Origin of the sequence: Luteibacter rhizovicinus, assembly GCF_004342265.1 — a bacterium.
Taxonomy (GTDB): Bacteria; Pseudomonadota; Gammaproteobacteria; order Xanthomonadales; family Rhodanobacteraceae; genus Luteibacter; species Luteibacter rhizovicinus_B.
This window is the reverse complement of record NZ_SMCS01000003.1, coordinates 194,372-215,060: the sequence shown is the minus strand read 5'-3', so window position 1 is coordinate 215,060 and position 20,689 is coordinate 194,372. Positions and strand designations below refer to the sequence as shown.

The window sequence follows — 20,689 nt, the reverse complement described above, 5'->3', positions numbered from 1 at the left end:
CAGGGCGAGGAAGACGGATGCTCACCTTCGCAAGCCCGATCTACTGGCTGCGGATGTCACGCACAGCATAGCCGCTCCGTTGGCTTTCGCCCGCAAGCGGGCTCCTACAACTTCCTGCCCGAAGCTCGCGCTGGCCGTTTGCTACCATACGCAGTCATCCCGCGTACGGAGACCGCCATGCGCGGCCACATCATCCTTTCCCATGGCTCGGACAGCGGTCCGGACGCGACCAAGGTCAGCGTGCTCGCCGCGCTTGCCGAATCGCTCGGCTGGTCTACCACGCGGCCCGACTACCGCGAGGACGACGCCCTGGGTCACGCCGGCAGCATCGATCCGCGTCTGGCGCGCCTTGGCGCCGCCATCGCGGCCTCGCCGGTCCCCCCGGTGCTGGTGGGATCGAGCATGGGTGCCTTCGTTTCGGGGCTGGCTTCGGTCGATACCCCGGTAGCGGGCCTGTTCCTGCTTGCCCTGCCGGCACGCATTCCGGGCTACGCCAGGCCTTTCGCCGCCCGCGAAGGTGTTCCTACGTTCATGATCCACGGCTATCGCGACGAGGTCTGTCCGGTCGACGAGGCGATCGCGTTCGCCCGCAAGGCGGCCATCCCGGCGCTGCTGCTGGACGACGACCATCGTCTGGGCGCGACTTTGCCTACTATTGAAACCCAGTTCCGCGCCTTCCTGGCCGGGCTGTCTGGAGAGCCCGCATGACCGCCTTCTTCGCGACCTGCCCGAAGGGCCTTGAATACCTGCTGCGCGACGAACTGGCCGCCCTGGGCGCGGAAGATGTCCGCGAGGCGCTGGCCGGTGTGCATTTCTCCGGCACGTTGACCACCGCTTACCGGGCTTGCCTGTGGTCGCGGCTGGCCAGTCGTATCCTGATGCCGCTGGCCGAATTCGACGCCGCCGACCCGGAGGCACTGTACGAGGGCGTCCAGGCGATCGACTGGGCGGAGCACCTGGCGCCGCATGGCACGATGGCGGTCGATGCGGTCACCGCGCAGAGCAAGCTCACGCATAGCCAGTACATCGCGCTGAAGGTGAAGGACGCCGTCGTCGACCAGTTCCGCGACCGCATCGGCGCGCGCCCCGATGTCGACCCGCAGGAACCGGACGTACGCATCAACCTGCGTCTGCGCCGCGACCGCGCCACGCTGTCCATCGATCTCTCCGGCCTGCCGCTGCACCGTCGCGGCTGGCGCGAAGTGCAGGGCGAGGCGCCGCTGAAGGAAAACCTCGCCGCCGCCATGCTGATGCGCAGCCTGTGGCCGGCCATCTATGCCGAAGGCGGCGCGCTGGTCGATCCGATGTGCGGTTCGGGCACGCTGCTGATCGAGGGCGCCCTGATGGTGGCCGACGTCGCACCCGGCCTGCGCAGGGAATACTTCGGTTTCCTTGGCTGGCTGAAGCACGACATCCAGATATGGCGTGAGCTGTTCATGGAAGCGCGTACCCGCGCCGACGAAGGCCTGCGCAACCTGCGGCCGGTATTCTTCGGCAGCGATTCCGATCCGAAAATGGTGCAGACGACCAAGCTCAACGCCCAGGTGGCGGGCGTGGCGGGCTTCCTGCATCTGGAACGCCGCGACGCGGCGCATATCGAGCCGCCGCCGGAGATGCCGCGCGGACTGGTCATCACCAATCCGCCGTACGGCGAACGCCTGGGCGACCGTGCCGAACTGCCGGCGCTTTACAGCGCCTTCGGCCAGACCCTGCGCGATCGTTTCAAGGGTTGGCGTGCTGCCGTACTCGCCGGCGACGAAGAGCTGGGCCGTGCGCTCCGCCTGCGTCCCGACAAGCGTTACGCGCTGTACAACGGTGCGCTCGAAACACCGCTGCTCACGTTCGAACTCAACGCCCACGACGCGCCGCCACGCGAACAGAAGCCGTTGTCGGCGGGCGCGGAAATGCTGCGCAACCGGCTGGAAAAGAACGTGCGTCACCTGCGCAAGCGCCTGACCCGCGAAGGCATCGAATGCTATCGCGCGTACGACCAGGACCTGCCCGAATACGCCGCCGCCATCGACGTGTATGGCGACTGGTTGCACATCCAGGAATACAAAGCACCGGACGACGTGCCGGTGGACGTGGCCCGGACCCGCATGCGCGAGATCGCGCGCGTGGCCGGCGATGTGCTCGGCGTACCGCGCGATCGCGTGGCGGTCAAAACGCGCGAGCGCGGGAAGGGCGGTTCGAAGTACGGGCAGTTCGACCAGAAGGGCGAGTTTATCGAGGTGGGCGAGGGTGGGCTGCGTTTCCTGGTTAACCTCACCGACTATCTGGATACCGGTCTTTTCATCGATCACCGCCTGGTTCGCGCGAAGATCCGGGAACTTGCCGCCGGCAAGCATTTCCTGAACCTTTTCGCCTATACGGCCACCGCCAGCGTTTACGCGGCAGCGGGTGGCGCGCGCGACACGACCAGCGTGGATCTTTCCGCGACTTACCTCGAATGGGCGTCCCGGAATCTTGCCCTGAACGACTTTACGGGCACTCGCCATCGATTGGTTCAGGAAGATGCGTTGGAGTTCATTCAGAACCGGTCCATGCAATACGGCCTGATCTATGTCGATCCGCCGACCTTCTCCAACTCAAAGCGGGCGGACGATTTCGACGTCCAGCGCGACCACGTCAAATTGCTGATGGCTTGCAAAGAGCGCCTTCTTCCCGATGGCGTCATTGTTTTCTCTAACAATTTCCGTCGTTTCAAGCTTGATCACGAGGCACTCGACCCCCACTTCTCTATCGAGAACTGGAGCAGTCCGAGTATCCCGTTCGACTTTACCCGTCGTGCGGACATCCACGGTTGCTGGCTGTTGAAGCACCCATTCGTGAATCCCTGGGCCAAAAACCCTTAAGTAGCTATTCAGTGCGCTGGCGCGACGCTTACACCACCAGCCGGAGGTCACCTGAAAATGAAACGTCATCTGCTTAAAACCACCATCGCGCTTGCCGCCGCGGGCCTGATGGCTTTCGCACCCGGTGCGTTTGCGTGGGATCACGGCCGTGGCGGCGGATACGGTTACCACGGCGGCGGCGGATACTATCGCGGCGGCGGTTACGGTTATCACGGCGGTGGCGGGTATTACCGCGGCGGTGGTCACTACGATAACGCTGGTCGCTGGATCGCCGGTGCCATCATTGCCGGTGCGGTGGTCGGTCTCGTTGCCAACGCCACGGCACCGCGTGAGACGGTTTACTACGACCAGCCGGTCGTCTATAGCCGCCCGGTCGTTTACGAACGCGCTCCCGTAGTTGTCGAGCGTCGCGTCTACGAGACCCGTACCGTCGTCGACGACGGTTACACGACGCGTTACGTGCGCGACGACGGCTATTGATCGTAAAGATGCGCAAACAAAAAAGCCCGGCTCGCGCCGGGCTTTTTTTTGCGCTGAATTCCCGTTACGGAACGGAGCCGTTCGGGCCAGCCGGGTTGCCGTGATGTACGCCTTTCTGTTTCGACATCTTCGTATACGTCGCTTCGTCGGTCCTCTCGACGGACGCGACCGGGCAGGGTGGGTCGTCGCGACGGATGACGGCTTCGTTGATGTCGCCGCAAATGGTGAACGCGTCCATGGACTTATTGGCTTCGTTCGTACGGAAACGGATGCCTCCGCCCAGATCGACACGGGGACAGGCGACCGACGTCTTCACGATGAAGTAGTTCGGCCCGTTGCGAAGGATTACCGTCTTGTCGTTGATAACGTGATAGTCGTTGATGCGATCCGTTCGCAGACACTCGCCTATCGGGCGCAGCGGAACGTGCGGAGGCGGGTTCTGTGCCTGCGCGACGCCGGCAAGAAAGGTAGATGCAATACAGAGGTAACGGACAGCGGCTTTCATGGGAGCCTCCGGTAGGCGATCGTTAATGACGCCATGCCTGACAAAGATAGGCCGCGTCCGGGCGAAATGCGAGATGCCGCCTCACACAGGTGCACATGCCGTTAAGCCGCCGCGCGGTTTCCGCTCACATCTTTTGAACGTTTCCTCGGGCATCGTTCGCACGATGATTCAAGCGTCCGACCCTCTTCTCGACGCACGCACGCGTGCACGGAATTTTTCATGACAGCCCGCCCCCGTGCGAGTGACCCGGCCGCTTCGGCGGCCGCGGATCTGAAGGACACTACCGCCCGTTTTCTCCGCATCCGCCACCAGACGACTCATCTGGCGAGCCACCTGCACCCGGAAGACACGGTCGTCCAGTCGATGCCCGACGCCAGCCCGACGAAGTGGCACCTGGCGCACACGACGTGGTTCTTCGAACAGTTCATCCTCGGCCGCGATCCGGCGTATGTCAGCCGGAACCCCGAATGGCATTACCTGTTCAACTCCTACTACCAGTCGGTCGGTCCGATGCATGCCCGCCCCCAGCGTGGCCTGCTTACCCGGCCGGTACTGGATGACGTTCTCGACTATCGTCGCCGGATCGACGATGCGGTGGCGGGGCTACTGGCCCGACAGGACGACGAGGCGTTGCCGGCGCTGGTCGAACTGGGTCTCCAGCACGAACAGCAGCACCAGGAGCTGCTGTTGACGGACATCAAACATGCGTTCTCGCTGAACCCGCTGGCGCCAGCCTTCGCGCCCGACAGCCCGCGTGCGGTGTCCCAGGCGGCGATCGCCCTGGCCTACATACCCTTCGACGAGGGTGTCGTGGACATCGGCCATGACGGACGTGGCTTCGCCTTCGACAACGAAGGGCCGAGACACCGCGTGTACCGTCAGGCCGGTTCGCTGGCCAACCGGCCGGTCGCCAACGCCGAGTATCTGGCCTTCGTACGGGACGGCGGTTACCGCACGCCCACCCTGTGGCTTTCCGAGGGCTGGTCCACCGTGCAGGCCGAAGGCTGGCAGCGGCCGTTCTATTGGGACGAATCGCTGGATACCGAATTCACGCTGCAGGGGCGTCGCGCCATCGACCCGCACGCTCCTGTGTCGCACATCAGCTATTTCGAAGCCGACGCCTTCGCCCGCTGGGCCGGGGCGCGGCTACCCCGCGAGGCGGAATGGGAAACGATGGCCGCTCCGCTGGCCGTGGACGGCAACTTCCAGGAATCGGGCGCGCTGCATCCCGGCGCGGACACCTCCGGCGAGCTACTACGCCAGATGTACGGCGACGTTTGGGAATGGACCGCCAGCCCATATGTAAGTTATCCGGGCTTCGCGCCGCTGGCTGGCGCGCTCGGTGAGTACAACGGCAAATTCATGTGCGGTCAGTGGGTGCTTCGGGGTGGCTCTTGTGCCACGCCAGGCGATCACATCCGCGCTACCTATCGCAATTTTTTCCCGCCTCATGCCCGTTGGCAGTTTTCGGGAATACGCTTAGGAAACGATCGATGAGTGCCCAGCCCAAAGAGATTCGTCTCGACGACCGTCACCCGGATATCGAAGATACGACGGAGACGGTTCGTCACGGTCTGGCGGCAAAGCCCAAGAAGCTGCCGTCCCGACTGTTTTACGACGAACGCGGTTCGCAGTTGTTCGAGACGATCTGCGAACAGCCGGAGTACTACCTCACGCGTGCGGAAATCTCGATCATGCGCGAGCACGCGGCGGATATCGCCGACCTGCTCGGCCCGGAGGTCCGCATTGTCGAATATGGCAGCGGCAGTGGCATCAAGACGCGCATGTTGCTCGAACACCTGCACGCGCCCGTGGCTTACGTTCCGGTGGAGATTTCGCGTAGTGCGCTGCTCGATAGCGTCGCCGAACTCGCCACCCGTTTCCCCGATATTCCGCTACAGCCGGTCTGCGCCGACTTCACCCAGCCACTGCGTCTGCCGGTGGCGGCGCGTTCGCCGCGACGCACGGTGATCTATTTCCCGGGTTCCACGATCGGCAATTTCGAGACGAAGGAAGCGATCAAAATCCTGCGTCAGATGCGTGCCGAAATGAGCGACGGCGGCGGTGTCCTCATCGGTGTCGATCTGAAGAAGGACAGCGCAACGATCGAAGCGGCGTACAACGATGCCGCGGGCGTCACGTCCGAGTTCACGCTCAATATGCTGGTTCGCCTCAACCGGGAAATCGGCACCGACTTCGACGTGTCGGCTTTTCGGCATCGCGCGCATTACAACCCGATGGCGGGACGTATCGAAACGACGCTGGTCAGTACGGTGCGTCAGGATGTTCATGTCGGCAACGAAGCGTTCTCGTTCCGCGAGAACGAGGCGATGCAGGTCGAATACAGCTGCAAATATTCGCTGGACGATTTCGCGCAGCTGGCGGCGAAGGCCGGGCTGGCAGTCCAGCAGGTCTGGCTGGATGCCGATGGGCAGTTCAGCGTGCAGTATCTGGTGCGTGCGCCGGCTGTTTAGCAGAAGCCCGGTCACGGCGCGTTCGCTGAAACCGAAACACCTTTGTCCTCCACCGTCGTTTTACCCCTCACGGTTGTTCTTACCCTCACCGTCGTTCCGGCGCACGCCGGAACCCGCGGCGAGGCGATCGGTTGTCGCGACCGCGTTGGCCGCTTTCAAGCCGGGCGTCCCCGCGTTGGTCTTGCCCTACGTGGTTGCTGCGGACCCCGGCGTGCGCCGGGGTGACGGTGAGGAAGGTGACGCGGTGAAGCAGAATCTGTACCTCGCGCGTAGACCTTATCGCTACTCCCAACTCAAGCCGCCCGACGCGCCCCAAGCGAAACCAGCAAATCCTGCGCCGTACGAATCCGCTCCGCCGCTCCGGGCAACTCCAGCAATACCTTCAATTTGTCCTGCCCCTCCATCTTGAAGATGCGCGGCTGGGTCTGGATGAGCTTGATCAATGCCATCGCATCGATGTCCGGCTTGTCGCGGAAGGTCACGCGACCCCCGTTGGCACCGAAATCCACCTTGCGAATGCCCAACGGCGTGGCCTGCAGCTTCAGCGCCGCGACGGCGAACAGATGTTTCGTGGCATCGGGCAACAGGCCGAAGCGGTCGATCATCTCCACCTGTAGCTCGCGTAATGCATCGTCGTCGCGCGCGCTGGCGATGCGCTTGTACAGCGTCAGACGCGTATGCACGTCGGGCAGGTAGTCATCGGGGATCAGCGCCGGGACATGCAGCTCGACTTCCGTTTCGTGCTCCGAAGTCAGATCGAAATCCGGCACCTTGCCGGACTTCAGCGCACGCACCGCGCGCTCCAGCAATTCGGTGTAAAGACCGAAGCCTACTTCCTGGATCTGGCCGGACTGCTCTTCGCCGAGCATTTCGCCCGCGCCGCGAATCTCCAGATCGTGCGTGGCCAATGTGAAGCCGGCGCCCAGCTCTTCCAGCGACGCAAGCGCTTCGAGGCGTTTCTCCGCATCGGCCGTCATGGCCTTGCGGTCGGGCACGATGAGGTAGGCATACGCGCGATGATGCGAACGCCCCACGCGACCGCGCAGCTGGTGCAACTGCGCCAGACCGAAGCGGTCGGCGCGGTTGACTACGATGGTATTGGCGGTGGGGATGTCGATGCCCGATTCGATGATCGTCGTGCACACCAGTACGTTGAAACGCTGGCGATGGAAGTCGGCCATGACCTGTTCGAGCTCGCGCTCGGGCATCTGGCCGTGCGCTATACGTATGCGTGCCTCGGGGACCAGCACTTCCAGTTCGCGTGCCGTTCGTTCGATGCTGTCCACTTCGTTGTGCAGGAAGTACACCTGGCCGCCGCGTGCCAGTTCGCGCTGGATGGCTTCGCGGATCAGCGCGGGCTGGTAAGCCGAAATCAACGTTCGCACGGCGGTGCGATGCGCGGGCGGTGTCGCGATGATCGACAGATCGCGCAAGCCGTTCATGGCCATATTCAGTGTGCGCGGGATAGGCGTCGCGGTCAGGGTCAGCAGGTCGACTTCCGCGCGCAGCTTTTTCAGCTGTTCTTTCTGGCGGACACCGAAGCGCTGTTCCTCGTCGACGATGACCAGTCCGAGGTTCTTGAACTTCACATCCGGCTGCAACAGCTTGTGCGTGCCGACGATGACGTCGATGCTGCCGTCGGCGAGCCTGGCAAGCGCGATGTCCACGTCTTTCTTCGACTTGAAACGGGACAGTACGTCGACGCGCACCGGCCAGTCGGCGAAGCGGTCGGCGAAGTTGCGGTAATGCTGCTGGGCGAGCAGGGTGGTCGGCACGAGTACGGCGACCTGCTTGCCCGCCGTCGCCGCGGCGAACGCGGCGCGTAGCGCGACTTCGGTCTTGCCGAAACCCACGTCGCCGCATACGACGCGATCCATGGCACGTGGTGCTGCAAGATCGACGATAACGGCATCGATCGCATTCTGCTGGTCGGGCGTTTCCTCGAAGGGGAAGGTGCTGGCGAATTCCTCGATCATCTGCCGGTCGACGGCCAGCGCCTCGCCCTGACGTGCTTCGCGCTGCGCATAGATGCCGAGCAATTCTGCGGCGACATCGCGGACCTTCTCCGCGGCCTTCTTGCGCGCGCGTTCCCATGCATCGCCGCCCAGGGAATGCAGCGGTGCCAGCTCGGGTGCTGTGCCCGTGTATCGACTGACGAGACCCAGCTGCGCGACCGGCACGTAGAGCTTGTCGCCCTTGGCGTATTCGATGGTGAGGAATTCGCCCGGCATGTCGCCGACGTCGAGAGAAACCAGACCCTGATAGCGACCCACACCATGGTCGATATGCACGATGGGCGAACCGATCGACAGTTCGGTGAGGTCGCGGATGATGCTTTCCGGATCGCGTGCCGCACCCTTGCGGCGTTTGCGTTCGGTACGCACGCGTTCGCCGAAGAGTTCGCGCTCGGTCAGTACCGTCAGCGCGGGTTCGGTCAGTGCGAAGCCCTGTTCCAGCGACGCGACCGTGATCGCGAGGTGTTCGTCCTTGCCGAGAAAATCGCGCCAGCCATCGACCATGACGGGTTTCAGGCCCGCCGCGGCCATTTGTTCGATCAGCGCTTCGCGGCGGCCGGCCGAGTCCGCGGCGATCAGGATGCGGCCGGGATAGGCGCCGACGAAACGCCGCAACGACGTTCCCGGTTCCTCGCCCTTCCGGTTGAGCGGCACTTCCGGCGCGGGCTGGGTGCCGAGTTCGACCGCATGTTCGCGTCCGGCTGGCACGACATCGATGCGGATCTGCTTGTTCAGCGACTCGCGCAGATGGTCGGGCGGGAGATAAATCTCCGCCGGGGGCAGCACCGGGCGTTCGATGTCGTGCGCGCGCTGGTCGTAGCGCTCGCCGGTCTGCGTCCAGAATTGTTCTGCCGCTTCCAGCGCGCCTTCGCCAAGAATGAAGAGGGCGTTGTCGGCGATGTAGTCGAACAGCGTTTCGGTTTTGGCGAAGAACAGCGGCAGGTAGTATTCGATGCCACCCGGCGTGACGCCTTCTTTCATATCCTGATAGAGCGGGCAGCGGCGGATATCGATGGGGAAGCGATCGCGCAGACTGGCGCGGAAACCCTTGGCCGCTTCGTCGGTCAGCGGGAACTCGCGCGCGGGCAGCAGATCGACGCTCTCGACCTGATGTTGCGAACGCTGCGTCTCGGTATCGAAGGTACGGATCGATTCCACTTCGTCGTCGAACAGTTCGATGCGATACGGTTCGTCGGCGCCCATCGCATAGATGTCGATCAGCGCGCCGCGTACCGCGAAGTCGCCGGGTTCGGTGACCTGCGGAACGTTGCGGTAGCCGGCCGCTTCCAGGCGCCTCTGTTCGGCGGCGAGGTCCAGCTTTTGTCCCTTGTGCAGCACCAGTCCCGAGCCGGTGACGTGCGCGCGCGGTGCGATGCGCTGCATCAGTGTCGCGACGGGTACTACCAGTACGCCGCGGCGCGTGGTCGGTAAGCGGTACAGCGTTGCGATGCGTTGCGACACCACTTCCGGATGCGGGCTGAAGACGTCGTAGGGCAGGGTTTCCCAGTCGGGGAAATGCAGGACGGGCAGTTCGCCGGCGAAGACGCCCAGCTCGCTTTCCAGGTTGTCGGCGCTTTTGGTGTCGCGGGCGACCACGACGACGAGGCTGTCGACATCCCGTGCGGCTTCGGCGACCTGCAACGCCCAGGACGATCCCTGTGGCGTGGCCCAGTAGCGGCGGGTACGTGCGTTGACCGGCAGTGGCGGACGGGGAAGCGTGACGGGCATGGACTCGACAGGATTACGGGACAATTCATCGATTCTACCCCGGCTGGCCGTAAAGACCGTGCGAGGTGTCCCAGCGACGTCAGTCCGCGTAGTCGGGCTCGAAGAAACTCCAGCGAACGTCGTCGAATTCGGCCTTGAAGTCCGCTTCGACGTTATTGATGGCTTCGATCATGGCGCGGGCGGTGGGGGTAGGGGCCATTTTCGCCTTGATGGCAACCATGACGTCCTGACCCATCTGCAGCGTGAGCAGGTTATAGACGAGGTCGATCTCGGGACGGGCTTCGAGGAAGGTCATCATTTCCGCGCGGCGCATGGGTTCCACGCCCTGACCGATCAGCAGCGCCTTGACCTCGCGCGCAATGGCGATGGCGACCGCGATGAGAAGCACGCCGATGGCGATAGTGCCCAGCGCGTCGTAGATCAGGTTGCCCGTGATCATCGTGGCCAGGATGGCCAGCAGCGCCAGGCACAGGCCGATCAGGGCGGCCAGGTCTTCGCCGAAGATAACCAGCAATTCGCTGGCGCGCGTTTCGCGAAACCAGGTCCACAGACCGCGACCCTGCCGCGCCTTGTTTACTTCCTGCATGCAGCCATGCATCGAGAAGCCTTCGGCGACAATGCTGAAAGTCAGCACGCCGACCGCAAGCCACGGCCACTTCAACGGTTCGGCGTGAGTGAGCTTGTGGACGCCCTCGTAGACCGAGAACATGCCGCCGACACTGAAAAGCATCATCGCGACAAGAAAGGACCAGAAATACAGCGCGCGTCCCCAGCCCAGGGGATAGTCCATCGATGGCGGACGTTTCGCCTGACGCATGCCGAGCAGCAGCAAACCCTGGTTGCCGCAATCCGCCAGCGAGTGCACGGCTTCGGCGAGCATGGCGCCCGAACCGGTGAAGATCGCGGCGACCAGCTTGGCGACGAAGATGGCGAAATTGGCACCGAGCGCGAGAAAAATGGCGCGCTTCGAATCGGCGTGTCCTGACATGTAACTCCCTTCCCCTGGAAAGCGGCGCTCGCGCGGAGCGCCGCGACTCGATTAGCGGATGACGCCGACGCCCACGCCGAAGCTGACGTTCGAACGGCCGCTGGACAACTCGTTGGCCGTCCAGACGTGAGACTGGTTCACCGTGACCAGCGGATAGACGTAAGGCGCTTCCCCGACGTTCGCCGAACGCGTTCCACCCAATCGGCCCGCGATGGTGACCAGGCCGCCGGCCGGATAGTCGAAGCTTTCCACGTAGCCGGGCATCACCGCGATGAAACGGCCGCTGCCGACATCGTTAGCCTGTGGGCGCTGCGATCCGTCGAGCGGGTAGGCCAGTACCTCGACCTCGCTATGGTCGGGGAAATTGCGTACCTGCACGATGCGGCCACCCCAGATCACGTCGGACGAGCCATAGCGTTCGGGGGTGCGCGCCACTTGCTGCGGCGGGACGGCCACGGTGTTGGGCGTGGCCTTGTAGATCGGCGTCGGGGCGCAGGCGGCAAGCGCGAGAGCGCAGGCCGGCACGGCGGCATGAACGAGCAGACGGGCAAGACGGTTACGCATGGGACGCAGCTCCTCTCGATACGCGGTTACGTTACCTGCGCCGGGTTGAATGCGGCGGAAATGCCGGGTGAGGCGGTTGTTCATCCTGACCTTCTTCCACCAGCCATGACAACTTGTATTCCGCCTGGCGGTCCTTGCCCAGCAACTTGGGCAGATAGCGGAGGCTATCGCGCAGGGTGTCGTCGAGTTTCCACGGGGCGTTCACGATGGCAAGGCCGGTGCCGTTGAGCCGCAGCGGCGAATCGTCCGGATGCAGCAGGATTTCGGTGACCAGCACGCGCCGCGCGCCGCACTTGGTCAGCCAGCGGTGGAACGGCTGGACATGGCTGCGCAGCTTGACGGGGTACCAGACGGCGTAGACGCCGGTCGGCCAGCGTTCGAGAGCGCTTTTCAGGCTTTTCTCGATCGTGCGGAATTCCGCGTCCTGCGCTTCGAAAGGCGGATCGATCAGGACCAGACCACGCTTTTCCTTCGGCGGAGTCATGGCCTTGAGTGCCTCGTAACCGTCGCGCTGATGGACGTGCACGCGCGCGTCGCTACGGAATAGCTGGCGAAGCGCCTGGGCTTCGTCGCCCTGCAATTCGCAAAGCTGGGCGCTGTCGTCGGGGCGCATCAGATGAGTGGCGATCCACGGCGAGCCGGGGTAAACGCGCAGCGAATCGTCGCCTTCGCCGCCCGCCGCCTTCACCGTTTCCAGCAATTTCCAGAGCAGGGGCGGAAGGCCGGTGGCATTGCGCAGCAGGCCGATGCCGGCATCGGATTCGGCGGTCTTGCGCGCTTCGGAGCCACGCAGGTCGTAAAGGCCGCGTCCCGCGTGGGTGTCGATATAGCAGAACGGCGTCGGTTTGGTCTTCATCGCGTCGATAAGCGCGATGAGGACCATATGTTTCAGAACGTCGGCGTAGTTGCCGGCATGGAAGGAGTGGCGGTAATTCATGGGCCGGGCCGGCGTGGATAGCTCCTGAGTATACCGGCCCATCACCGCAACCCGGCCCCTTGTGCGAGCGCGCTTGAGCGCGATCCCTGCGCAGCGGGACGCAAAAAGTCGTCAGTAAGCGATAGTAATCCGCCGACGAGGCTTATCGTTCTTCTCGGCCCGATCGACCAATCCAGCTGCGAAATCGGCAATCGAAATGCGGCTGTGCCCATCCGCGTCGAGCAGAAGATGGTCGTCGCCAACACGGTAGGTTCCGGTCTTCGGGCCCGGGCCGATCTCGCCGGCGGGGCTCACATAGGTCCAGTCGATATCAGCCGTTGTTGCCAGGAAGGCTTCCAGCGCCTTGACCTGCGCATTCGCGGCACCCTTCCATGCCTCGGGGAAATCCGGTGCGTCGATCACGCGGGTACCGGCTGGCGTCAGCAGGCTGCCGGCGCCGCCAACCCATACAAGCCGGCGGATACCGGCTTTCGGCAGAGCGGCAAGCAGGTTGTTGGCGGCGCTGACGAGGGCGTCGGCCGGACCGTTCAGGCTGGCGATGGAAGCATCGCTACCCGCGATGGCTTTCGCGAAGCTGTTGGTGTCGGAGACATCGCCCTGCACGACCTGGAGCTTCGGATGGGTGACCTTAAGACGCGACGGATCCCGGACGACAGCCACCACGTCGTGGCCGCGGCTAAGTGCTTCGTCGAGGATGCCGGCACCGATATGGCCGGTGGCGCCAAAGAGAGCGATCTTCATAACGGTACGACCTGTGTCTGGAGGGATGAGGCAGTCAGGATGCGCCTTGAATCGTTTCGGATAAATGCCTCTGGCGGGAACGGATCGTCAAGCAAAGCTTTACACTGTAGGAGCGCGCTTGCGCGCGAAAGCCAACAAGGCGAGGAAGCCGGGTGCCCACCTCCGCGAGCCCGATCTACAGGCTGCGGATGTCACGCACAGCATAGCCGCTCCGTTGGCTTTCGCCCGCAAGCGGGCTCCTACAAAATTCATGAAGAGACTCCGCCATGGCTCTGGACGTCAACCTCAATCGCCTCGCCGTCTTCGCCGCGCTTGTCCGCGCCGGCTCGTTCACCGCGGCCGCCGATCAGCTGGGCACGACCAAGGCCATGGTCAGCCAGCATCTGGCGAAGCTGGAGGAAGAGCTTGGCATCGTCCTCGTCGTGCGCAGCACGCGCCGTATGTCGCTGACCGAAGCGGGCGAACTTTTCCATGCGGATTGCGTACGCATCCTCGCCGACGCCGAAGCCTCTATCGAGCGGCTGAACGCTTGCCGCGAAACACCACGCGGACTGCTGCGCGTCGCAGCGGCGGGAGATCATGGCCCGACCATCGTCGCGCCGGCGCTGGCCGCTTACGCACAGGCCTTTCCCGACGTCACCGTCGAGCTGGTCATCGCGGACAGCATCGTCGATCTGATCGCCGAGCGTTTCGACGTGGCGATTCGCCTCGGCTGGCTGCGCGACTCCAGTCTGCGCGCAACGCGACTCGCCGGATTCCGGCAGATACCGGTCGGTGCGCCGGACTATCTGGCACGTCACGGAAACCCCGATCATCCGGCCGATCTCGCGAAGCATCACTGGATCGCTCTGGCCGTCCTGTCGTCGCCGACCCGCTGGACCTTCACCGACGCGACGGGCGGCGAGCACGCCGTCCGGACGAATCCCGTCACCAGTTCCAACAGCACGCACGCCGTGCGTGAATTCGTGCGTGCGGGGCACGGCATTTCCGTGCTGCCCGATTACATGCTGGCCGACGATCTTGCCAGCGGCGCGCTGAGACCGCTTCTGCCAGGTTTCCATCTGCCCGACGGCGGCATCCATGCCGTCTATCCAGGCGCCAAGCCGTCGGCCAAGGTCCGTGCCTTCATCGATCTGCTACGCGAACGGGTGGAGGCTCGCTGAAATCGACAAGCGATACGGATGTCGATTTCGCCAGCTATCGTTCGTCGTCAGGTAAAGAACCTCTTCCGCCGCCTGAGTGACCCCGATGAAATTGACGCTTTATGCACACCCGTTTTCCTCGTATTGCCAGAAGGTGCTGGTCGCGCTGTACGAAAACGGTACGCCGTTCGAATGGCGGGTGTTGTCGAATGAGAATCCGCAGATATACGAGGAATTCGCGGCGCTTTGGCCGCTGAAGCGCTTTCCCGTGCTGGTGGATGCCGGACGCACTGTTACCGAGGCAAGCATCATCGTCGAGTATCTGGAGCTGCATCACCCGGGGCCGGTATCGTTGCTGCCCTCCGATGCCCGCGCCGCGATCGGTGTTCGCGAAATGGATCGCTTCTTCGACAATTACATTTCGACACCGCAGCAGAAAGTGGTATTCGACCGCCTGCGCCCGGAGGCGGAGCGCGATCCGCGTGGCGTTGCCGATGCGCGGGAAATGCTCGATACCGCCTACGGTTGCCTCGACAAAATCATGGCCGGCCGCGAATGGGCCGCCGGCGATACGTTCAGCCTTGCCGATTGCGGTGCCGCGCCCTTCCTGTTCTATGCCGACTGGACGCATCGCATCGACAACTCGTTCGCGAATGTCATTGCCTACCGGCAACGATTGCTCGCGCGTCCGTCGTTCGCACGCGCCGTCGACGAAGCGCGCCCCTACCGCCCGTTTTTCCCGCTTGGCGCGCCCGATCGCGATTGATCCGTCCACTCACAGGAGATTGGTTATGACGCAGGTTCCGAACCTTGTCCCCGTCGCCGAGCTGGTGAAACGCAACGGAGTTACCTTTCCTAACGAAAGCGCCGATTACCGCCGCGCGCGCAATGCATTGCTCGGCGAGGAGATCGAATTGCGCAGGCACATCGAACGTGTCGCCGAACAGCGCCGCGCCCTTCCGCCCGGTGGCGGGGTTACCGTCGACTATCGCTTCCAGGGCGAAGAGGGGCCGACCGATTTCGCCGGACTTTTCGGCGACAAGCAGACTCTTGTCGTCTACAGCTACATGTATGGCCCGCAGCGCGAGCGCCCCTGTCCGATGTGTACGTCGCTGCTGAGTGCGTGGGATGGCGAGGCGCGCGACATCGAACAACGCGTTGCGCTGGCCGTTGTTGCACGTTCGCCCATCGAACGCCTCGTCGCTTTCAAGAAGGAGCGCGGCTGGCGCGCCCTCAAACTGTATTCCGATACAGACGGCCGCTTCAGTCGCGACTATCACGCCATCTCCAAGGACGGCGGCGACGATGCGGGACTGAACGTGTTCACGCGCCGCGACGGTACGATCCGTCACTTCTGGAGCGGCGAGATGGGCTTCGACTCCGCCGACCCCGGCCAGGACCCGCGCGGCGCGCCCGACCTGATGCCGATCTGGACTGTTCTCGACACCACGCCGGAAGGGCGGGCCAGCGACTGGTATCCGAAGCTCGATTATCCGAAGTGATGCATGCATCTATGGTCGACAGGCGTATGTCTGTCGACTTTCAGATGGCATCAACTTCCCGTAATGACTTGATCAGAAGCTGTTGCCGTCGCGTCTGGTCAAACTCCACGGTATTCACGAGCGCACGTGTAGTGTACTCACCCGGTACTGCCGAACCATCGGCAATATGCGTGAATATCCGTTGCGCTCCGTCGCGCTCGTCTCCAGCAGGATAGACGATGTATACAGGCGAGTAGTCGTCCCGTTCGTTGTCGAATTTGCTGTCGAATATCCAGAATTTTCCTATGCTGTCTACAGCAAGGATCAACCGAGGAATATCGTGGAAGACACGATAGACGACGATCGTAAGCCATTCGTTGACAGGGGGCGTCACTGCATCTGCTCCGTCGTTTTCGCCGACTGCGGGTGAGGCGATTGGATATTTCCAGGCTCGCAGAGTAGCTTTCCACAACTGCACAGTTTCCTCGCCCGGGCCGCAAGTTCTTGCGTCATAGGCTGTCAGCGGGCGGGCGAATTATTCTTATTGCTTTGTAATGGGCTTCGGGGAAACGATTCGCGGCTTCCTCCGGAAAAGCAGCGAAATGTACATGACTCGTGTCTCGGCATCGGCAGCGCATATCTTCGCTTTGCTTACACTGCCACGGCGCGTTGGCATTCAGAGTCGGAGGAGACGAGACAAACGATTGACGAGGTGCTGAGAGTGTATTTCCTACTTTGAAAAGCGTCGAGACGAAGGTGGTATGAGAGTACATGGAGATGGCGGGTGAGTAAGCTTGCAGGGCGCGAAAGTATTGCCCCAAGCGAACTGTACAAGAGGTTCTATGCCGACTCCGGGATTGATAGCGAACTGGTAATTGCGCTTCTGCAGCACGTTGCCGACGAACTCTGCGTGCCGGTTGATCGACTGCGCCCATTGGATCGTTTTGCGGTGGGACTGGCACCTGAGCCAGGGAACGAATGGGACTCGGGTCACGGCATTCTCACTATGGAAATGAAGTCATTTGCGAGGAAGAGAGGGAGGATGGTTGACGTGCCCATTCTCACTTTGGATGACTACATTCGATTTGTGGCTGAAGTGTACTGATCGACGAGTCATTGCAGCATGGATGACTGCCACACTAAGCGATGTAGCTAACGAAGAAAGGCATTTATCCGGGCTTGTTCCATACCTGGGGGAATGATCATCTGAAGCGGAATCCGGAAAAGTGCTTTCCTTTTCTCGTTATGCCTGCGCTTCGCGCTATCTTGATGCTTTCAACTGTCATGGCCGTATGTACGGCTTGCTCGGAGGACGATTCGCTGAGCGTATCTGTGCGAGCGATGACAGAGAGATCGAATCGACTGGTACTACGGACTATTCCGTTCACATGGCTGAGACGTTATGCGATGACATTCTCCACACAGATGAGGCTTCGATCTATCTGGTGAAAGGGGATGGCAAGCATCTGGATGTGTTGGGGTATGGACCTTCGTCAATGAGTGCCGAACCACGCGTGACGTGGATCACTCCCACGCGGGTAGAAATCTATCTGTATGTCGTTGACTACCTGATCAGTACGGCCAGGGTCGATGGCGTTCAGGTCGATATCGTTGTCGCCGAAAAAATTAGTAGCGAAATACTTCCTCCGTCTCAGGTGGCATATGCGGACACTAAGCGTGCTGAGTGCGACCTTTCTCGCCGCTGTGGCATTGCCTTGCTTTTCGTTGGCATGCGCTGATGATCGAATCAATCAGGTCGGGGGCGCCCTGCATGCAGGTACGTAACGGTAGAGGTTCGTCGCCGGGCTGGGACAGAGCGATAACTCCGGGTGGGGCGTATACGCGTTCCTTCCCGAAGAGTGTGGGGTACCTTGCAGTCGCTATGTTTTGTTGTTCGACGAGCTTTGCCCGCCCGGTGTTACCGCTGCCTCAAGAGGTGCGAATCTACTACGTCGGATTCCATACCCTTTATCGAGCCCGGCAATCTGTCGAAAGTATTCGTAGCCAGGTGACCCCGGTAGTACACAAGGATGCGGCTGGTCTGAAGAGTGTGGTGGACGAGATGCACAAATTCGACTGCGGGGAGGCGCACCGATCTATTGATCCACGCCTTGTCGTCGATCTGGTCTACGAGGGCGGCGTTATCCAGACAGTGGCAGCTGACAATTCAGTTCTTGATTTCGCCGGAAATCAATGCAAGGTTTCAAGTGAATGGCTTCGTTCGCTGGGTGTCACGGATTAGACAGAAGAGGCATGACGATCAGGGGCGGGAGTGGGAGGTTTGATGTGAATTCATGGATACTGCTCTGCAGGTTATGGGGCGCTGCGTTCGTTCTTTTGGCTTCCGCCACAGGTTGTGTGGAAAAAATCGTCCGCATAAATGTTCATGTCGTCAACGATGATGACGGTGCGGGGGTAAGGAGCAAGGCGGTCGCTCTGTATGACTATTCGTGTCCCATACTGATCGCATGCAAACGGAACTACGTCGAAACCAGAGTGACCGACAGCACGGGTGTGGCGAGCTTCATCCTGAAAGCGCGGGGCGAGCTGCTATTCAAGGTGAAGCGATGCGCCGCCGACAAGTTGGGTATGCCTTATGGGCTGCTGAGGAGCGACATGGTCTTTCCAGTCATGGATGTCACGATGCGGTATAGCGAGTCGGAATGCATGCGCCGGCTCTAGTTCGTTCCGGATTCTTATGTCTGTTTCCTGTGTCGGAACGCGTTGCTATATCGGTTGTCCGACTGATACAGCCAAATATATGGGTCGTGGGGAACCTATGCCTATGCGCAGATCGCTTTGTATCCTCGTTCACATGCTGGTGTTCCCGGGCATGCGCGCACACGCGGGCGACATTGGTGCTGGTACTCGTCGCCTGTTTGCAGGAACGTCCGTGGGAATCGTCTATACGTGTTCTGAATCAGAGCGCCTAAGATTGATGGTATTCAGATCGATGTTGTAGTCAAGGAAATCGCTTGACTCGATAAGTGAAGCCAGTGAGGCGCCTTCTTGATAAGGGTCCGACATTGCTTAATAGAAGCCCTGCTCATCTGCGCCCTATTCAAGGCATACTCCCTCCCACCAAAACGGGGGCGCGCATGAAGCGATACGTACCGGGGATGATTTGCATGTTGCTGGCGGGGTTGGCGGTTGCGGCCGGGCCCGGTGCCATTCGTAAGCAGATCGAGGCCAGCATGCTGGTGACGGGGGCGATCGATGTGGCTCCCGATGGGACGGTATCGAAATATGTGCTCGACCGGCCGGACAGGCTATCGCCCGAGGTCGTCACCCTTATCCAGCGCAGTGCCGCGATATGGCGGTTCAAGCCCGTGCTGGCCGACGGCAAGGCCGTTCCCGCGCATGCAAGCATGAGCTTGCGTCTCGTCGCATCCCGGCAGGATGACGGCAACTATGTCGCCCGGGTCAAGGGCGCGCATTTCGGTGACGACGTGCCCGGCGAAACGATCAGCCAGAAGCAGCAGCGTCCTCCGGAATATCCGCGGTCGGCGATTCAGGCGGGCGTGGCGGCATCCGTTTACCTGCTGATACATGTGGGGCGCGATGGCCGGGTGACCGATGCGGACGCGGAACAGGTCAATTTGCAGGCGGTGGCTTCGGACGCGGACATGCGTGCGTGGCGGAAGCTGTTTGCCAATGTGTCGAAGCAGGCCGTTCGCGACTGGACGTTCAATCTGCCGACGCAGGGACCGCATGTCGCCGATGCCGGTTGGGTGGCGCGCGTGCCTATCCAGTTCCGCCTGCGGAAGAACGGTGTCATCGAGGACGACTACGGCGTTTGGCAAGCCTATGTGCCCGGGCCGAAGGAAGCTGTCGTATGGATGGGCCCGACCGGAGGGCCTGAAGACGAAAAGAACGGCGTTGCCGACGCGTTGCCGGATGGTGGCGTGTATCTGGTCGGTAGCGGTCTGACATTGATTACGCCGCTCGACCGATCCTGATCGGACTGTCCGGTCCGCGGCGGCTATAACGGGAGTAAGCGATGAAACCTCTGGGTCAGCGTTTCCTTGTTATTTATTCCGGCGTACTGACCGCTGTATTCGCGGTGACCGTGCTTAGCGGATTCGTGTCGTCGCCGAAGTCGATGACTCTCGAACAGCTCGATGTGCAGCGGATCAACGTGCGCGAGCCCGACGGTACGTTACGCCTGATTGTGTCCAGCAAGGGCAAGGCCCCCGGGGTCTTCGTCAAGGACAAGGAATACCCGCATCCAGCGGGTCGCCGGGAAGCGGGAATGATCTTCCTCAACGGCGAAGGCACCGAGAACGGCGGCCTGACCTTCGGCGGCGAGAAAGGCAAGGATGGCGTGAAGCGTTCCGGCGGCCATCTCTCGTTCGACGCCTATGAGCAGGACCAGACCATGGCTCTCGATGCTGAGCAGGATGGCAATCGAAGCTCAACAAAGCTGCAGTTCACCGACTATCCGGATTACTCGATCATGGAAGAGATAGATCTTTTCCAGTCGATAAAGGATCTGCCGAGAGATCAGCAAGAAGCCAGGTTCAAGGTGTTCTTCGCCGAGCGGGGCGGTCCGACCCCTCGCATGATCCTGGGTCGAAATGCCAAGGACGGCAGCGTGATGCTGAACATGGCCGACATGAAGGGCAACCCGCGCATCGTGATGCAGGTGGCGGCGGACGGTACGCCGTCGCTGCGGATGCTCGACGAGAAGGGCAAGGTCGTCGGAGAAATGCGTCCGGGAGATTGACCCGGCTTCGGCCGTAACCGCCCCGGCAGCGATGCCGCCGGGACGATTTCCGC

Annotated in this window: 20 protein-coding genes; 13 read left to right on the top strand and 7 right to left on the bottom strand. The window is 62.0% G+C overall.

Going from position 1 to position 20,689, the window contains the following annotated elements:
- Window positions 1-177 precede the first annotated feature (177 nt).
- The 3 genes from EC912_RS09410 to EC912_RS09400 are packed head-to-tail and all read left to right on the top strand — an operon-like array spanning window position 178 to window position 3,335.
- Entirely contained in the window at window positions 178-708 is a 531-nt protein-coding gene (locus EC912_RS09410; protein ID WP_132143279.1) for an alpha/beta hydrolase, read from the top strand.
- Window positions 705-2,855: a bifunctional 23S rRNA (guanine(2069)-N(7))-methyltransferase RlmK/23S rRNA (guanine(2445)-N(2))-methyltransferase RlmL gene (rlmKL, locus tag EC912_RS09405; protein WP_132143277.1), complete on the top strand. Its 2,151-nt coding sequence runs from the start codon at window positions 705-707 to the stop codon at window positions 2,853-2,855. The genes EC912_RS09410 and rlmKL overlap by 4 nt, the downstream gene beginning before the upstream one ends.
- A gap of 57 nt (window positions 2,856-2,912) precedes the next feature.
- On the top strand, window positions 2,913-3,335 hold the full coding sequence (locus tag EC912_RS09400; RefSeq protein WP_132143274.1) for a hypothetical protein: 423 nt from the start codon (window positions 2,913-2,915) through the stop codon (window positions 3,333-3,335).
- Window positions 3,336-3,399: 64 nt separating this feature from the next.
- On the opposite strand, the gene EC912_RS09395 is transcribed toward EC912_RS09400, so the two are convergent.
- A complete protein-coding gene (locus tag EC912_RS09395; protein WP_132143272.1) occupies window positions 3,400-3,840 on the bottom strand; it encodes a DUF6491 family protein in 441 nt (146 codons plus the stop codon).
- A gap of 219 nt (window positions 3,841-4,059) precedes the next feature.
- Here EC912_RS09395 and egtB point away from each other — a divergent pair, with 219 nt between their 5' ends.
- Window positions 4,060-5,337, top strand: coding sequence for an ergothioneine biosynthesis protein EgtB (gene egtB / locus EC912_RS09390; protein WP_132143270.1), 1,278 nt, complete (start codon window positions 4,060-4,062; stop codon window positions 5,335-5,337).
- On the top strand, window positions 5,334-6,314 hold the full coding sequence (gene egtD / locus EC912_RS09385) for an L-histidine N(alpha)-methyltransferase (RefSeq protein ID WP_132143268.1): 981 nt from the start codon (window positions 5,334-5,336) through the stop codon (window positions 6,312-6,314). Before egtB ends, egtD begins: the two co-directional genes overlap by 4 nt.
- Window positions 6,315-6,607: 293 nt before the next feature.
- Here the strand turns inward: egtD and mfd are convergent, their stop codons facing one another.
- The 5 genes from mfd to EC912_RS09360 all read right to left on the bottom strand — a co-directional run bounded on the left by mfd (window position 6,608) and on the right by EC912_RS09360 (window position 13,287).
- Window positions 6,608-10,057 carry a transcription-repair coupling factor gene (mfd, locus tag EC912_RS09380; RefSeq protein WP_132143837.1) on the bottom strand — a complete coding sequence of 1,150 codons (3,450 nt, stop codon included), beginning with the start codon at window positions 10,055-10,057 and terminating at the stop codon, window positions 6,608-6,610.
- Window positions 10,058-10,136: 79 nt separating this feature from the next.
- Window positions 10,137-11,045, bottom strand: coding sequence for a cation diffusion facilitator family transporter (locus tag EC912_RS09375; RefSeq protein WP_132143266.1), 909 nt, complete (start codon window positions 11,043-11,045; stop codon window positions 10,137-10,139).
- A 51-nt stretch (window positions 11,046-11,096) separates the two neighbouring features.
- Complete coding sequence (locus EC912_RS09370; protein ID WP_132143264.1) at window positions 11,097-11,609, bottom strand: Slp family lipoprotein; 513 nt, start codon at window positions 11,607-11,609, stop codon at window positions 11,097-11,099.
- Window positions 11,610-11,640: 31 nt separating this feature from the next.
- Window positions 11,641-12,546: a 23S rRNA (adenine(2030)-N(6))-methyltransferase RlmJ gene (locus EC912_RS09365; RefSeq protein ID WP_132143262.1), complete on the bottom strand. Its 906-nt coding sequence runs from the start codon at window positions 12,544-12,546 to the stop codon at window positions 11,641-11,643.
- Between the two features lie 111 nt (window positions 12,547-12,657).
- Complete coding sequence (locus EC912_RS09360; RefSeq protein WP_132143260.1) at window positions 12,658-13,287, bottom strand: NAD(P)-dependent oxidoreductase; 630 nt, start codon at window positions 13,285-13,287, stop codon at window positions 12,658-12,660.
- Between the two features lie 266 nt (window positions 13,288-13,553).
- Here EC912_RS09360 and EC912_RS09355 point away from each other — a divergent pair, with 266 nt between their 5' ends.
- From EC912_RS09355 to EC912_RS09345, 3 genes are all read left to right on the top strand, one after another.
- Window positions 13,554-14,450 carry a LysR family transcriptional regulator gene (locus EC912_RS09355; protein WP_132143258.1) on the top strand — a complete coding sequence of 299 codons (897 nt, stop codon included), beginning with the start codon at window positions 13,554-13,556 and terminating at the stop codon, window positions 14,448-14,450.
- An 85-nt stretch (window positions 14,451-14,535) separates the two neighbouring features.
- Complete coding sequence (locus EC912_RS09350; protein ID WP_132143256.1) at window positions 14,536-15,195, top strand: glutathione S-transferase family protein; 660 nt, start codon at window positions 14,536-14,538, stop codon at window positions 15,193-15,195.
- A gap of 25 nt (window positions 15,196-15,220) precedes the next feature.
- On the top strand, window positions 15,221-15,931 hold the full coding sequence (locus EC912_RS09345; RefSeq protein WP_132143254.1) for a DUF899 family protein: 711 nt from the start codon (window positions 15,221-15,223) through the stop codon (window positions 15,929-15,931).
- Between the two features lie 40 nt (window positions 15,932-15,971).
- Here the strand turns inward: EC912_RS09345 and EC912_RS09340 are convergent, their stop codons facing one another.
- Entirely contained in the window at window positions 15,972-16,388 is a 417-nt protein-coding gene (locus EC912_RS09340) for a hypothetical protein (RefSeq protein ID WP_132143252.1), read from the bottom strand.
- Between the two features lie 306 nt (window positions 16,389-16,694).
- Between EC912_RS09340 and EC912_RS09335 the strand changes: the two genes are divergently transcribed.
- From EC912_RS09335 to EC912_RS09315, 5 genes are all read left to right on the top strand, one after another.
- The gene (locus EC912_RS09335; RefSeq protein ID WP_132143250.1) at window positions 16,695-17,015 is read left to right on the top strand and encodes a hypothetical protein; all 321 of its coding nucleotides are present in this window, start codon (window positions 16,695-16,697) and stop codon (window positions 17,013-17,015) included.
- Between the two features lie 121 nt (window positions 17,016-17,136).
- Window positions 17,137-17,649, top strand: coding sequence for a hypothetical protein (locus tag EC912_RS09330; protein ID WP_132143248.1), 513 nt, complete (start codon window positions 17,137-17,139; stop codon window positions 17,647-17,649).
- Between the two features lie 757 nt (window positions 17,650-18,406).
- Window positions 18,407-18,592 carry a hypothetical protein gene (locus tag EC912_RS19390; protein ID WP_165973553.1) on the top strand — a complete coding sequence of 62 codons (186 nt, stop codon included), beginning with the start codon at window positions 18,407-18,409 and terminating at the stop codon, window positions 18,590-18,592.
- Between the two features lie 416 nt (window positions 18,593-19,008).
- Window positions 19,009-19,869: an energy transducer TonB gene (locus EC912_RS09320; protein WP_132143244.1), complete on the top strand. Its 861-nt coding sequence runs from the start codon at window positions 19,009-19,011 to the stop codon at window positions 19,867-19,869.
- A gap of 41 nt (window positions 19,870-19,910) precedes the next feature.
- Window positions 19,911-20,636 (top strand): hypothetical protein, encoded by a 726-nt coding sequence (locus EC912_RS09315; protein ID WP_132143242.1) that lies wholly within the window; start codon window positions 19,911-19,913, stop codon window positions 20,634-20,636.
- Window positions 20,637-20,689 lie beyond the last annotated feature (53 nt).